Here is a 13,309-nt window from a genome sequence, read left to right on the forward strand (position 1 = left end):
CGGACTGCGGCAGCTGACTTGCATTTCCCTTCATCCCCCGCCATATGCGCCGCGGAAGTCGGGCGGACGTGGTCTTCGCCAACCCGGTCAGGTCCGGAAGGAAGCAGCCGCAACGAATTCGCCGCGGGTCGTTCCGGCTTCCACCCATTTCCCCCTTCGACAAGAGCGCAGCCGCCCCCTAAGACGGGGCAATGAGCGATTCCGCCGATGACGAACCGACGATGCTTGGGATGGACCTGCCCGAGGTGAAGCCGCAGGCTTCCAGCGGCCCGTACCGCGTTCTCGCGCGCAAATATCGTCCGCAAACCTTCGCCGAACTCATCGGGCAGGATGCGATGGTGCGCACGCTTGGCAATGCGATCGCACGCGATCGTCTGGCGCACGCGTTTCTGATGACGGGTGTGCGCGGGGTCGGCAAGACGTCGACCGCGCGCCTGATCGCCAAGGCGCTCAACTGCATCGGTCCCGACGGGCAGGGCGGCCCGACGATCGATCCGTGCGGCGTCTGTGAACCTTGCCGCGCGATCACCGAGGGTCGCCATATCGACGTCATCGAAATGGACGCCGCGTCGAACACCGGCGTCGACGATGTGCGCGAGATTATCGAAGCGGTGCGCTATGCCGCGGTGTCGGCGCGCTACAAAATCTACATCATCGACGAAGTGCACATGTTGTCGCGTAACGCCTTCAACGCACTGCTGAAAACGCTGGAAGAGCCGCCGCCGCACGTCAAATTCCTGTTCGCGACGACCGAAGTGAACAAGGTACCGGTGACGGTACTGTCGCGCTGCCAGCGTTTCGACCTGCGCCGCATCACTCCCGATATGTTGTTCGCGCATTTCAGTTCGATTTTGCAGAAAGAGGGCGTCGAGGCCGAGGCGCCCGCGATCTGGCTGATCGCCAATGCTGCCGAAGGGTCGGTGCGCGACGGCCTGTCGATCCTCGACCAGGCGATCGCGCATGCCGACCTTGATGGCGGCGGAAAGATCGGTGCCGATCAGGTTCGCACGATGCTGGGACTGTCCGACCGGACGGCGATCACGCAGCTGCTTGCGACCATCCTGAATGGGGATGCGGGCGGCGCGATCGACCTAGCGCGCGCGCAATATGCGCTGGGGATCGAGCCCGTCGCGATGGTGCGGGGGCTGATGGACCTGACGCACGCCGTCACGCTGGCCAAGATTTCGCGCCACGACGATCCTGCGCTGGCGTCGACCGACCGCGAACGCATCGCCGAATGGGCACAGAAGCTGGGTTTTGCCCCGTTGAACCGGCTTTGGCAGCTGTTGCTGAAGGGGCACGACGAAGTGCTGCGCGCGAACAACCCGCTCGAGCATTTGGAAATGCTGCTGCTGCGGGTGATCTACGCCGCATCGATGCCCGATCCCGGCGAACTGGCGAAACTGCTGGAGTCTGGAAGGCTGCCGACACCGTCGCTGGCGATTCCGGCATCGGGAGACGGTGATGCACCGGTGGGCGCCATCGATGAATCACCGCCCGCCGAAGGTCCTGCTGCCGCCTCGCTCACGATCAGCCAGATCCACCACCTGCTCGAAACAAACGGTCATCACCGGCTGGCCGTCGATGTTTTCGATCATCTCCGGCTGGTGATGCTGGAGCCCGGGCAGATTGTCTATGCGCCGGTCCCGGCTCTCGCGGCGTCCTTTTCCCGCGAACTTGCGGACGCGCTGCTGACGGCAACCGGCAGTCGCTGGCAGGTGCGTGCAGGCGAGGGCGAAGCGCGCCCGAGCCTTGGCGAAGTGCGCGCGGCGACCGCTGCCGACCACGACGCGCGCATTCGCGAACTGCCGGTGGTGAAGGCTGCGCTCGCCGCCTTTCCCGACGCCAGCCTTGAAGAGCCCGCAGACAATCGCCATAAGTCCAATCCATGAAATCGATCGAAGAAATGATGAAGGCGGCGCAGGAAGCTGCCGCCACGGTGCAGGCGCAGATGCAGGAGGCGCAGGCGAAGCTCGACAGCGTCGAGGTCGAAGGCGTTTCGGGCGGCGGACTGGTAAAGATCAAGGCGTCGGCCAAGGGCCGGATCAAGGCGATCCACATCGACGACAGCCTGATGGTGCCCTCCGACAAGCAGATGCTCGAAGACCTGCTCGCGGCCGCGTTCAACGACGCGCGCGAGAAGGCCGATGCGGCGAGCAACGAGGAAATGGGCAAGATGACCAGCGGCCTGCCGCTGCCCCCGGGCTTCAAGCTGCCGTTTTGATTGATATCGTCGCCCCCGCGAAGGCGGGGGCCGCGGTCAGTTTACGCGGCGGTGCAGGATTGTCCCGACGGCGGCCGCGTTCAGAGGCGCGTGATTCTGAAACGCCCTCCGCGGGGGCGACGTTCTGTTCCCGTTTACCGCAGCAACATTGAATGCGCGCGAAGTTACGCCATATTAGCGATGAACACCCTATAAGAGGGGCAGTGCGTCCGGTCGTGGCGCCTGCCCAGGAGCCATGATGACGCAATCTTTTCCTCTGCTGCCGCTACGTGACATCGTCGTTTTTCCGCACATGATCGTGCCGCTTTTCGTCGGGCGCGACCGTTCGGTCGCTGCGCTGGAAACCGCGATGGAATCCGACAAGGAGATATTCCTCGTCGCGCAACTCGACCCGGGCGAGGACGATCCGCAGCGGGACGATCTGTACGACGTCGGCGTGATCGCCACCGTGCTCCAGCTTTTGAAGCTGCCCGACGGCACCGTTCGCGTGCTGGTTGAAGGCAAAGAGCGCGCGAAGCTGCTGGCTTTGACGGACGAAGGCAAGGCGGTGATGGCGAGCGTCAAGCCGGTGGCGGACACCGTCGACGACAGCGTCGATACTGCGGCGCTGATGCGTTCGGTGGTCGACCAGTTTGAAAATTACGCCAAACTCAACAAGAAGATGCCCGCCGAAACCGCGGTGCAGCTGTCGCAGATCGAGGATGCTTCGCGGCTCGCCGACTCGGTTGCGGGCAATCTCAATATCAAGGTTGCCGACAAGCAGGCTTTGCTGGTCGAAGACACGCCATCGAAACGGCTCGAGATGGTGTTCGCCTTCATGGAGGGCGAACTCGGCGTGTTGCAGGTCGAAAAGAAGATCCGCGGCCGCGTGAAGCGGCAGATGGAAAAGAGCCAGCGCGAATATTATCTGAACGAACAGCTGAAGGCGATCCAGCGCGAGCTGGGCAACGACAACGGCGAAGGCGGCGACGATCTGGCCGAATTGCAGATCAAGATCGACAGCCTGAAAATGTCGAAAGAGGCCAAGGCCAAGGCGCAGGCGGAAATGAAAAAGCTGCGCGCGATGGCACCGATGTCGGCCGAAGCGACGGTGGTGCGCAATTATCTCGACACGTTGATCGGCCTGCCGTGGGGCAAAAAGTCCAAGCTGAAAAAGGACATCGCCAAAGCGCAATCGATCCTCGACGACGACCATTATGCGCTGGAAAAGGTCAAGGACCGCATCGTCGAATATCTGGCGGTGCAGGCGCGCACCAACAAGCTGAAGGGGCCGATCCTGTGCCTCGTCGGTCCCCCGGGTGTGGGCAAGACCAGCTTGGGCAAGTCGATCGCCAAGGCGACCGGGCGCGAGTTTATCCGCCAGTCGCTGGGCGGGGTGCGCGACGAAGCCGAAATCCGGGGCCACCGCCGCACCTATATTGGCTCGCTGCCGGGCAAGATTGTCACCAATCTGAAAAAGGCGGGCACGATGAATCCGCTGTTCCTGCTCGACGAAATCGACAAGCTGGGTCAGGATTTCCGCGGTGATCCGGCGTCGGCGCTGCTCGAGGTGCTTGATCCCGAACAGAACGGCAAGTTTCAGGACCATTATCTGGAAATCGACGTCGATCTCAGCGACATCATGTTCGTGACGACGGCGAACTCGCTGAATCTGCCGCAGCCGCTTCTTGATCGTATGGAGATCATCCGGCTGGAGGGTTACACCGAGGACGAAAAGGTCGAGATCGCCAAGCGTCACCTGATCGCCAAGCAGATCGAGGCCCATGGCCTGAAGGAAGGCGAGTTCGAACTGACCGAGGACGGACTGCGCGACCTGATTCGTTTTTACACCCGCGAAGCAGGCGTCCGCACCCTCGAACGCGAAATCGCCCGGCTGGCGCGCAAGGCATTGCGCAAGATTCTGGAAGGCAAGGCCGAAAAGGTGTCGATCACACCCGAGAATCTCGCCGAATTTTCCGGTGTCCGGAAGTTCCGCCACGGTGTGTCCGATCGCGAGGACCAGGTCGGCGCGGTGACGGGTCTGGCGTGGACCGAGGTTGGCGGCGAATTGCTGACGATCGAGGCGGTCACGGCGTCGGGGAAGGGGCAGGTCAAGACCACCGGCAAGCTGGGCGAGGTGATGACCGAGTCGGTACAGGCGGCACTGTCCTTCGTGAAGGCTCGGGCACCTGCCTATGGGATCAAACCCAGCCTGTTCGCGCGCAAGGACATCCATATCCACTTGCCCGAAGGTGCAGTACCCAAGGATGGCCCGTCGGCCGGCATCGGTATGGTGACCGCCATGATATCGACCCTGACCGGCATTGCGGTGCGCAGGGATGTCGCGATGACCGGCGAAGTGACGCTGCGCGGCCGGGTGCTGGCGATCGGCGGACTGAAGGAAAAGCTGTTGGCCGCGCTCCGCGGCGGCATCACTACGGTGCTGATCCCGGAAGACAATGAAAAGGATTTGGTCGAGATCCCGGCGAATATCACGCGCGACCTGAAGATCATCCCGGTCAGTCACGTCGATCAGGTTTTGGCCGAGGCACTGGCCGGTCCCGTCGTTCCGATCGAGTGGACCGAGGCAGACGAGCTTGCCGCGTCGCCGCCATTGCATCCCGGAACCGATCCGGAAACCGCGATTCGACACTGAGCTTTGGCGACCGGCGACGGCGAATAGCCGGTTTTCGTCGCATATTCGGCGTTTAGTGGCGGTTTTCTTGCCTTTTTGCTTTGACAAGGCGGTGCCAAACGGCGTTAGTACCGCGCCATGGCGCGTCCATGAATCATTTTAGCAACCATAAACAGGGGTTCCTTAGGCATGAACAAGCAAGACCTGATCGCCGCCGTCGCTGACTCGAGCGGCCTGACCAAGGGTGATGCCAGCAAGGCTGTCGAAGCCGTGTTCGAAGCGATCACCGGCTCGCTCAAGAAGGGCGGAGAGGTCCGTCTCGTTGGTTTCGGTACCTTTGCCGTTTCGAAGCGCAAGGCATCGACCGGCCGCAATCCGCGCACTGGCGAAACGATGACGATCGCAGCGTCAAACCAGCCGAAGTTCAAGGCCGGCAAGGCGCTCAAGGACGCCGTCAACTGATCGACATGTCCTTTGGGCGATGAAATTTCAGGCCGTGGCGAAAAGCCGCGGCCTGATTTGCATCGGGCCGCCGGTTTCGACGAAATCGGCGTTGCAATCATCGCGGCAGCGGCTATGGACGTCCGGCTTTCGGGCGTCGGACGATCGACCGGTGCCGGGCGGGCGCGTAGCTCAGCGGTAGAGCACACCCTTCACACGGGTGGGGTCACAGGTTCAATCCCTGTCGCGCCCACCATGGCGGTCCCGGCCATGGCGACAAACATAACCCTGGCTGACCCGGCTATTCATCGCCTATTCAATGCCTGCGCATTAGAGAGACGGCCATGATCCGCATCCTGACCATCCCGCTTGTATCCGCATTGCTGCTGTCGGTAGCCGTGCCCGCGGCCGCGCGCGGCAATCGCGACCAGGACCATCTGCGCGAGGCAGCGGCGCAGGGGCAGGTGATTCCGCTCAACCGGCTGATTGCCGAAGTGCGCGCCCGCCCGCCTTATAACGAGATGAGCTATCTCGGCGGCCCGCAGTTCGATGCGGACCGGATGATCTATGCGCTGAAATTCATGGACGGCAACCAGGTGGTGGTGGTCTATGTCGACGCGCGCACCGGTCGCATCGTTGGCCGTAAACCCTGACCAATCTCCCGAAAGTCCGTTTCCGGTCCGCGCAACGACATTTTGCGATGATCGTCGGGACTTGATACACAGTTGAAAAATGCCACCGGGTTCGTCCGGTCGGCCACAGAAAGGCGCCTGAATGCGGATCCTGATTGTCGAAGACGAGCCCACGCTTGGGCCGCAGTTAAAGGCGACGCTGGAATCGAACGGCTATGCCGTCGATCTGGCGACCGATGGCGAGGACGGCCACTTTCTGGGGTCGACCGAAAATTACGACGCCGCGATTCTTGACCTCGGGCTGCCCGAAATCGACGGTTTGACCGTGCTCGACCGGTGGCGCCGGGAAAAGCGCAACTTTCCGGTGCTCGTGCTTACTGCGCGCGACAGCTGGTCGGACAAGGTTGCGGGACTTGATGCCGGCGCGGACGATTATCTGGCCAAGCCGTTTCAGACCGAGGAACTGATCGCCCGCCTGCGCGCGCTGATCCGCCGTGCCGCAGGCAACGCATCGAGCGAACTTACTGCGGGCAAAGTCCGCCTCGACACCCGCTCGGGGCGGGTTACGCTCGACGGCGAGGCGGTCAAGTTGACGGCGCAGGAATATAAGCTGCTGTCATATCTGCTCCACCACAAGGGCAAGGTGGTGTCGCGCACCGAGCTGATCGAGCATATTTACGATCAGGATTTCGACCGCGATTCCAACACGATTGAAGTTTTCGTGACGCGGATCCGCAAAAAGCTGGGTGCCGACATCATCACAACGATCCGCGGCCTCGGCTACCAGCTCGACGACCCGCAATAACCTATGGCCGATGCCGACGACGCCCCGGCGAACATGAAAGCGCCGGATGCGGCGACGGGGCGGCCTGCGGCGCTGACAAGCCGCATCACGGGTTCGCTGGCGCGGCGCATGATCGCCATCGCGGCGCTGTGGATTTCGGTGTTGCTGATCGGCGGCGGACTGGCGCTCGACCGGGTGCTGACGGGAGCGATCACGCGCAATTTCGACACCAGCCTCGAATATGTGCTGATCGCGATGATCCGTTCGTCGGAGATCGGGCCTGACGGCGAGGTACGGCTGGTCGAGCCGCTGGGCGATCAGCGTTTTCTGGAGCCTTACAGCGGCCTTTACTGGCAGATAAGCGGTGGCGGTCAGGAACCCTATCGTTCGCGTTCGCTGTGGGAACGCTCGCTGAAGGCGCCCGCGCCGCATGTCGACGATGACATTCACATTTATGACAGCAACCAGTTTCCCGACGAGGAGCTGCGGGTTCTCGAGCGCAACGTCATTCTGCCCGGGAGCAAGGTCAGTTGGCGCTACCAGATCGCCCAGTCGCGCGAAGCGCTCGATACCCAGGTCGGTGCGGTTCGCGCGACGCTGATCCCCAGCCTCGCGCTTCTTGGCCTCGGGCTGCTGATCCTGGCCGCGCTCCAGACCTTTTATGGCCTCTGGCCGCTGCGCCATATCCGGCGGGCGATTGCCGCCATGCGTGGTGGTGAAAACCGCCGCGTCGACGCGCCGTTGCCACTCGAAGTCCAGCCGATGGTTGACGAACTCAACGCGTTGCTGGCGCACAATGAAAAACAGGCGGAGGAGGCACGGCTCCACGCGGGCAATCTCGCCCATGCACTTAAAACGCCGCTCACGGTGCTGGTGAACAGTGCCACCGGGCAGGCCAATCCCCTTGCCGAAACGGTGCGGCGCGAAGCCGCGACGATGCAGCGGCAGGTCGAGCATCATCTGGCACGCGCGCGCGCCGTTGGGCGGCGCGGCGCAGCGCAGGCGCGCGCAACGGTGTGGGACAGCGTCGAAAGCGTTTCGCGCGCCGTCGGGCTGCTGTACCCGAATGTCCGGCTGGATGCGGAGGGCGACCGGCGACTGATCGCGCGGCTCGAGCGGCAGGACCTGGACGATCTGATCGGCAACTTGCTGGAAAACGCCGCCAAATACGGCGGAGGCAGCGTGTTTGTGACGGTGCAGCGCAGCGACCCGATGGCTGAAATCATCGTCGAAGACGACGGCCCGGGGATTTCGCCCGCCGATCGCACCCGCGTCATCGATCGGGGCGTCCGGCTCGACAGCGGCAAACCGGGAACCGGCCTCGGCCTGGCGATCGTGCGCGACGTCGCTGAAATTTATGGCGGCAGCATCGTGCTCGAAGAAAGCGAGGATCTGGGCGGGTTGTTGGTGCGGCTCCGGCTGCCGGCCGGGTAGGGCAGCGCTGGCCTTCTTATCTGTTGGCCGGCACAAATGCCATCGCGGCTCAGGCCGCGGTCACGTCCAATCCGCGTTGTACCGCGGGGCGCGCCAGGCCGGCGTCGAGCCAGCGACGAACATTTCCGAAGCGCGCGAACCGGACGATCTCGGCGGCTTCGTAAAAGCCGATCAGATTGCGGATCCAGCCGAGCAGCGAGATGTCGGCGATGCTGTAACCATCGTCGACGATCCATTCGCGTTCCGCCAGCCGTGCGTCGAGTACGCCGAGCAGCCGCGCCGATTCCGCCGCATAGCGATCGCGCGGGCGTTTGTCCTCATACTCCCGCCCGGCGAATTTGTGGAAGAAACCCAGCTGTCCGAACATCGGTCCGACGCCGCCCATCTGCCACATCACCCACTGGATCGTTTCATAGCGCGCTGCCGGGTCGGACGAGATCAGCTGGCCGGTCTTGTCGGCGAGATAGATCAGGATGGCGCCGGACTCGAAAAGCGCCAGCGGTTTGCCGTCGGGGCCGTCGGGGTCGTAGATCGCCGGGATCTTGCCGTTCGGGTTGAGCGCCAGAAATGCAGGGTCATGGCTTTCGTTCGCCATGATGTCGATGCGGTGCGGTTCGTAGGGGAGGCCGGTCTCCCCGAGCATGATGCCGACCTTGACCCCGTTCGGCGTCGGCGCGGAGAAAAGCTGGAGCCGATCCGGATATTGCGCCGGCCATTTGGCAAAGACGGGATGATTCATGGTCAGGCGTCCTGCTCGCGCTTGGCTTGCTGGTGATGGCGGATCACCTCGTCGATGATGAAGCGCAGGAACTTTTCGGTAAAATCGGGGTCCAGGTCGGCGTCGCGCGCCAGGCTGCGCAGCCGCTCGATCTGCCGCTCCTCGCGGCCGGGATCGGCAGGCGGCATGCCCTCGCGCGCCTTCAACTCGCCGACCGCCTTGGTCACCTTGAACCGTTCGGCGAGCATATAGACCAGCGCCGCGTCGATATTGTCGATGCTCTGGCGGTAATGGCTCAGTTGGTCGTCCATGCGCGGCTCCTCTCGTGCCCGGCACGCTTGGCACCGGGCGGGGGCGTCATGCAAGCCGAAAGTCATTGCAAAATCGCGGCCGCGCCGCCAAGGCTCGCCGCATCATGACTGCCGAAATCCACCAGCTCTACGGCGACCGGCCCCCCTCGCTCGACCCGATGATGGCGCTTGTCGCCGCCGATATGAACGAGGTGAATTCGGTCATTCTCGACCGTATGCAGTCCGAAGTGCCGCTGATCCCCGAACTTGCCGGCCATTTGATCGCGGGCGGCGGCAAACGGATGCGGCCGATGCTGACGCTCGCCTGCGGGCGCCTGCTCGACTATCCGGGCCGCCGTCATTGCAAGCTCGCCGCCGCGGTCGAATTCATCCACACCGCGACCCTCCTCCACGACGATGTCGTCGACAAATCGGACCTGCGCCGCGGGCGCAAGACCGCGAACCTTATCTGGGGCAATAGCGCGTCGGTACTGGTCGGCGATTTCCTGTTCAGCCGCGCGTTCGAGGTGATGGTCGAGGACGGATCGCTCAAGGTGCTCAAGATCCTGTCGCGTGCATCGGCGGTGATCGCCGAGGGAGAGGTCAACCAGCTGTCGGCGCAGCGCCGCATCGAAACGAGCGAAGACCAGTATCTCGCGATCATCAACGCCAAGACCGCCGAGCTGTTCGCTGCGGCGTGCAAGATCGCCGCAGTGGTGGCCGAACGTGACGAAGCGACCGAAGCCGCGCTCGACGCTTATGGCCGCAATTTGGGCATCGCGTTCCAGCTCGTCGACGATGCGATCGACTATGTCTCTGACGCCGAAACCATGGGCAAGGGGGTCGGCGACGACTTCCGCGACGGCAAGGTCACGCTGCCCGTCATTCTCGCCTATGCGCGCGGAACCGAGGCCGAGCGCGATTTCTGGAAACAAGCGATCGTCGGGCATCGGACGTCGGATGAAGACCTGGCCTATGCGACGACGTTGCTGCACCGGCACGACACGATCGCCGACACGCTCGCGCGTGCCCGCCACTACGGCCAGCGCGCGGTGGACGCGATCGGCGGCTTTCGCGCCAGTCAGGCGAAATCGGCATTGACCGAAGCGGTCGCGTTCGCGGTCGCGCGGGCTTATTGATTTCGGAAATCCCCGCGTAACGGGTTCCGGTCTTTCTCTTCGTGCCTTTGGGCCTTTGTGTGAGATTTTTCTGGTTTCACACAAAGGCACAAAGGCACGAAGAAGGGTAAAAGGGGAGCTGGCGAAATGGCGATGATGGGCCCAGCGGCGGCAAATCCAGATGCCTACATCGCTGCGCTTTCGGGATGGCAGCGCGAGCGCTGCGAAATGATGCGTACCGCGATCCTTGACGCCGCTCCCTTCGAAGAAGCAATCAAATGGGCCAACCTCGTCTTCATGGCGAACGGCCCGTGCATCCTGATCCGCGCTGAGGAACAGCGCGTCCTGCTCGGCTTCTGGCGCGGCAAGCGGCTGCGCAATCTTGAGCCGCGGATCAAGGCGAGCGGTAAATATGAACTCGGCAATCTGGTGTTGACCGAAGCAACCGGAGTCACCGCGGAAAAGGTCGCCCGCTTGGCCGTCGAGGCACATCGGCTCAACATCGAACTTGGCAACCCGGCGGCGCGCACCTGATGCACCCGCTGCCGATCGATCAGGTTCTGCCCGACATCATGGCAGCACTCGTGCTCAAACCCAATGCGGTGGTGGTGGCGCCGCCGGGGGCGGGCAAGACGACGCGCGTCGCGCCCGCCTTGCTGGCCCAGCCGTGGTGCAGCGGCACCGTCTGGCTGCTCTCGCCCCGCCGCCTCGCGGCGCGCGCCGCCGCCGAGCGGATTGCCGACGAGATGGGCGAGGCGGTTGGCGGCAAGGTCGGCTATGCGACGCGGCTCGACAGCAAGCAGTCCGGGGCGACGCGGCTGCTGGTGATGACCCCCGGGCTTTTCCGCAATCGCATCCTCGCCGATCCCGAACTCACCGGCATGTCGGCGGTGCTGTTCGACGAGGTCCATGAACGCAGCCTCGACGGCGATTTCGCGCTCGCGCTGGCGATCGATGCCCAGCAAGGGCTGCGCGACGACCTGAGGCTGATCGCGATGTCGGCGACGCTCGACGGCGCGCGCTTTGGCGCGCTGCTCGGCAACGCGCCGGTGGTGCGCAGCGAGGGCAAAATATTCCCGCTCGACCTGCGCCATATCGGCCGTCGCGCCGAGGATCGGCTCGAAGCGAGCGTGCTGGTTGCGGTGCGGCAGGCGATGGCGGATGAACCGGATGGCGACATGCTCGCTTTCCTGCCCGGCGCGGCCGACATCGAGCGCGCCGCGGCGGCGGTGGAGGCGGCCGGGTTGCCGCTCGTCGTCCACCGCCTCCACGGCCAGATTGACCCGGCGTTGCAGCGCAAGGCGCTCGTCCGCGACCCCGATGGCGGGCGCAAGCTGATCCTCGCGACGAGCATTGCCGAAACCAGCCTGACCATCGACGGGGTGCGCATTGTCATCGACGCGGGCCTGTCGCGGCGGCCGCGCTTCGACAAGGCGGCGGGGATTGCGCGGCTGGTCACCGAACGCGCCAGCCAGGCATCGGCAACCCAGCGCGCCGGACGTGCGGCGCGGCAGGGGCCGGGGGTAGCCTACCGGCTGTGGGAGGCGGCGGCGACCGCGGGGATGCCGCCGTTCGATCCGCCCGAAATCCACGAGAATGACCTGATGCCCGTGGTGCTCGACTGCGCCAGTTGGGGCATCATCGACCCGCGCCAATTGGGCTGGCTCGACCCGCCATCGCCCGCTGCCATCGCTGACGCGAAAGCGCGCTTGCAGGCGATCGGCGCGCTGGGCGAGGATGGGCGGATTACGGCGCACGGCAAGGCGCTTGCCGCGATCCCGTTGCCGGTGCCGCTCGCGCATATGCTGCTCGATGCGGCGCGCGCGGGGGAAGGGGAGATGGCCGGACGCCTCGCGGTGCTGCTCACCGAACCGGGGCTGGGCGGACGCGGCGTCGATGTCGAGGCGCGGCTCGGACGCTGGCGGGGGCAGCGCGGCGACCGCAGCGAAGGCGCGGTCCGGCTGGCACGGCGGCTGGCGAACATCGTCGACAAGCTGGCGGCGGGGACCGAGGACGTCGCACCGCGCTCGATCGGCGGCTGGATCGCCACGGCGTGGCCCGATCGCGTTGCGCGCCAGCGCGCGGGGCAGCGCGGCGAATATCTGAGCGTCGGCGGGCGCGCCTATCGCATCGACCCGGTCGAACCGCTTGCGGGCAGCGAATGGCTGGCAATCGCCGATGCCCAGGGCCATGCCGCCGGGGTCCGCATTCTCGCCGCGGCACCGGTCGAGCAGGCCGAGGTCGAGGCGATTTTTGCCGACCGCATCGTCGCCCACGCGGCGAGCAGCTATGACGCCGCCAGCGACCGCGTCGATCACCGCCGCGAACGGCGGCTTGGCGCGATCGCGCTGACCAGCGGGCAGGCGGGGCGCAGCGACAATGTCGAGGAGGACATCGCGCTGCGGCTGGCGGCGGTGCGCGACAAGGGGCTCGGGCTGATCGGCTGGGGACCGCTGTCGCATGCGCTGCGCCAGCGTGCCTCCTTCGCAGGCATAGACACGCTGTCGACCGGCGCGCTCGCCGACAGCCTCGACATCTGGCTGCCGCCGCTACTCACTGGCTGCCGCGGGCTGCGCGACATCGGTGACCGCAAGCTCGCCGATGCGCTGATGGCGCTGCTCGACTGGTCGGCGCGACAGCTGCTCGAAAAACATGCGCCCGCCGATTATGCGACCCCCGCGGGTAGCCGCCACCCGATCGACTACGGCGCCGATGGCGGGCCGACGGTTGCGGTGCGGGTGCAGGAACTATTCGGTCTGGCGCGTCACCCGACAATCGGCGACCCCCCGGTGCCGCTGATCCTCGCGCTGACCTCGCCCGCGCACCGCCCGATCCAGACGACGCGCGACCTCGTCAGCTTCTGGGGCGGCAGCTGGCACGACGTGGCGCGCGAGATGCGCGGCCGTTATCCCAAGCACAGCTGGCCCGACGATCCTGCCAATGCCCGTCCGACCCTGCTGACCAAGGCGGCACAGGCGCGGCGCGACGGCACCTGAGGTTGGCCCTTTTCGTCGCGCCACCAAACCGCTAAGGCGGCGGCAAGCCAATCAACAC

General features: G+C 64.8%; 12 protein-coding genes, 1 tRNA gene and 1 other RNA gene. 12 read left to right on the forward strand and 2 right to left on the reverse strand.

Translation table 11 applies throughout. The features are described from left to right. Positions 1 to 50 precede the first annotated feature (50 nt). The 9 genes from ffs (at position 51) to IR187_RS00700 (ending at position 8,129) form a co-directional block, all read left to right on the forward strand. Positions 51 to 148, forward strand: an RNA gene (ffs, locus tag IR187_RS00660) — signal recognition particle sRNA small type. 43 nt (positions 149 to 191) lie between these two features. Then, positions 192 to 1,892 carry a DNA polymerase III subunit gamma/tau gene (locus IR187_RS00665; protein WP_194952785.1) on the forward strand — a complete coding sequence of 567 codons (1,701 nt, stop codon included), beginning with the start codon at positions 192 to 194 and terminating at the stop codon, positions 1,890 to 1,892. After that, entirely contained in the window at positions 1,889 to 2,224 is a 336-nt protein-coding gene (locus IR187_RS00670; RefSeq protein ID WP_194952786.1) for a YbaB/EbfC family nucleoid-associated protein, read from the forward strand. Before IR187_RS00665 ends, IR187_RS00670 begins: the two co-directional genes overlap by 4 nt. A gap of 238 nt (positions 2,225 to 2,462) precedes the next feature. After that, positions 2,463 to 4,859, forward strand: coding sequence for an endopeptidase La (gene lon / locus IR187_RS00675; RefSeq protein WP_194952787.1), 2,397 nt, complete (start codon positions 2,463 to 2,465; stop codon positions 4,857 to 4,859). 168 nt (positions 4,860 to 5,027) lie between these two features. After that, entirely contained in the window at positions 5,028 to 5,300 is a 273-nt protein-coding gene (locus IR187_RS00680) for an HU family DNA-binding protein (RefSeq protein WP_088441614.1), read from the forward strand. Between the two features lie 160 nt (positions 5,301 to 5,460). Further along, positions 5,461 to 5,535 (forward strand) — tRNA-Val (locus IR187_RS00685). An 88-nt stretch (positions 5,536 to 5,623) separates the two neighbouring features. Beyond that, positions 5,624 to 5,932, forward strand: a complete 309-nt coding sequence (locus IR187_RS00690) for a hypothetical protein (protein WP_194952788.1) — start codon at positions 5,624 to 5,626, stop codon at positions 5,930 to 5,932. Between the two features lie 121 nt (positions 5,933 to 6,053). Further along, the gene (locus IR187_RS00695) at positions 6,054 to 6,716 is read left to right on the forward strand and encodes a response regulator transcription factor (protein WP_194952789.1); all 663 of its coding nucleotides are present in this window, start codon (positions 6,054 to 6,056) and stop codon (positions 6,714 to 6,716) included. 108 nt (positions 6,717 to 6,824) lie between these two features. Next, positions 6,825 to 8,129, forward strand: a complete 1,305-nt coding sequence (locus tag IR187_RS00700; protein WP_194953021.1) for a sensor histidine kinase — start codon at positions 6,825 to 6,827, stop codon at positions 8,127 to 8,129. Positions 8,130 to 8,178: 49 nt separating this feature from the next. On the opposite strand, the gene IR187_RS00705 is transcribed toward IR187_RS00700, so the two are convergent. Both IR187_RS00705 and IR187_RS00710 read right to left on the reverse strand, forming a co-directional pair. Beyond that, positions 8,179 to 8,868: a glutathione S-transferase N-terminal domain-containing protein gene (locus tag IR187_RS00705; protein WP_228765426.1), complete on the reverse strand. Its 690-nt coding sequence runs from the start codon at positions 8,866 to 8,868 to the stop codon at positions 8,179 to 8,181. 2 nt (positions 8,869 to 8,870) lie between these two features. Then, positions 8,871 to 9,158, reverse strand: coding sequence for a chorismate mutase (locus IR187_RS00710; RefSeq protein ID WP_194953023.1), 288 nt, complete (start codon positions 9,156 to 9,158; stop codon positions 8,871 to 8,873). Positions 9,159 to 9,262: 104 nt separating this feature from the next. Here IR187_RS00710 and IR187_RS00715 point away from each other — a divergent pair, with 104 nt between their 5' ends. From IR187_RS00715 to hrpB, 3 genes are all read left to right on the forward strand, one after another. After that, positions 9,263 to 10,276 carry a polyprenyl synthetase family protein gene (locus IR187_RS00715; RefSeq protein WP_194952790.1) on the forward strand — a complete coding sequence of 338 codons (1,014 nt, stop codon included), beginning with the start codon at positions 9,263 to 9,265 and terminating at the stop codon, positions 10,274 to 10,276. Positions 10,277 to 10,402: 126 nt separating this feature from the next. Beyond that, positions 10,403 to 10,789 (forward strand): DUF1801 domain-containing protein, encoded by a 387-nt coding sequence (locus tag IR187_RS00720; protein WP_228765427.1) that lies wholly within the window; start codon positions 10,403 to 10,405, stop codon positions 10,787 to 10,789. Further along, positions 10,789 to 13,251, forward strand: coding sequence for an ATP-dependent helicase HrpB (gene hrpB / locus IR187_RS00725; RefSeq protein WP_194952791.1), 2,463 nt, complete (start codon positions 10,789 to 10,791; stop codon positions 13,249 to 13,251). The genes IR187_RS00720 and hrpB overlap by 1 nt, the downstream gene beginning before the upstream one ends. The last annotated feature ends 58 nt before the right edge of the window (positions 13,252 to 13,309 follow it).

The organism is Sphingopyxis solisilvae (genome assembly GCF_015475875.1).
Taxonomy (GTDB): Bacteria; Pseudomonadota; Alphaproteobacteria; order Sphingomonadales; family Sphingomonadaceae; genus Sphingopyxis; species Sphingopyxis solisilvae.

Coding starts and splice junctions, on each gene's coding strand:
- IR187_RS00665 (WP_194952785.1), top strand. CDS start 192: ATGAGCGATTCCGCCGATGACGAACCGACGATGCTTGGGATGGACCTG.
- IR187_RS00670 (WP_194952786.1), top strand. CDS start 1,889: ATGAAATCGATCGAAGAAATGATGAAGGCGGCGCAGGAAGCTGCCGCC.
- lon (WP_194952787.1), top strand. CDS start 2,463: ATGACGCAATCTTTTCCTCTGCTGCCGCTACGTGACATCGTCGTTTTT.
- IR187_RS00680 (WP_088441614.1), top strand. CDS start 5,028: ATGAACAAGCAAGACCTGATCGCCGCCGTCGCTGACTCGAGCGGCCTG.
- IR187_RS00690 (WP_194952788.1), top strand. CDS start 5,624: ATGATCCGCATCCTGACCATCCCGCTTGTATCCGCATTGCTGCTGTCG.
- IR187_RS00695 (WP_194952789.1), top strand. CDS start 6,054: ATGCGGATCCTGATTGTCGAAGACGAGCCCACGCTTGGGCCGCAGTTA.
- IR187_RS00700 (WP_194953021.1), top strand. CDS start 6,825: ATGATCGCCATCGCGGCGCTGTGGATTTCGGTGTTGCTGATCGGCGGC.
- IR187_RS00705 (WP_228765426.1), bottom strand. CDS start 8,868: ATGAATCATCCCGTCTTTGCCAAATGGCCGGCGCAATATCCGGATCGG.
- IR187_RS00710 (WP_194953023.1), bottom strand. CDS start 9,158: ATGGACGACCAACTGAGCCATTACCGCCAGAGCATCGACAATATCGAC.
- IR187_RS00715 (WP_194952790.1), top strand. CDS start 9,263: ATGACTGCCGAAATCCACCAGCTCTACGGCGACCGGCCCCCCTCGCTC.
- IR187_RS00720 (WP_228765427.1), top strand. CDS start 10,403: ATGGCGATGATGGGCCCAGCGGCGGCAAATCCAGATGCCTACATCGCT.
- hrpB (WP_194952791.1), top strand. CDS start 10,789: ATGCACCCGCTGCCGATCGATCAGGTTCTGCCCGACATCATGGCAGCA.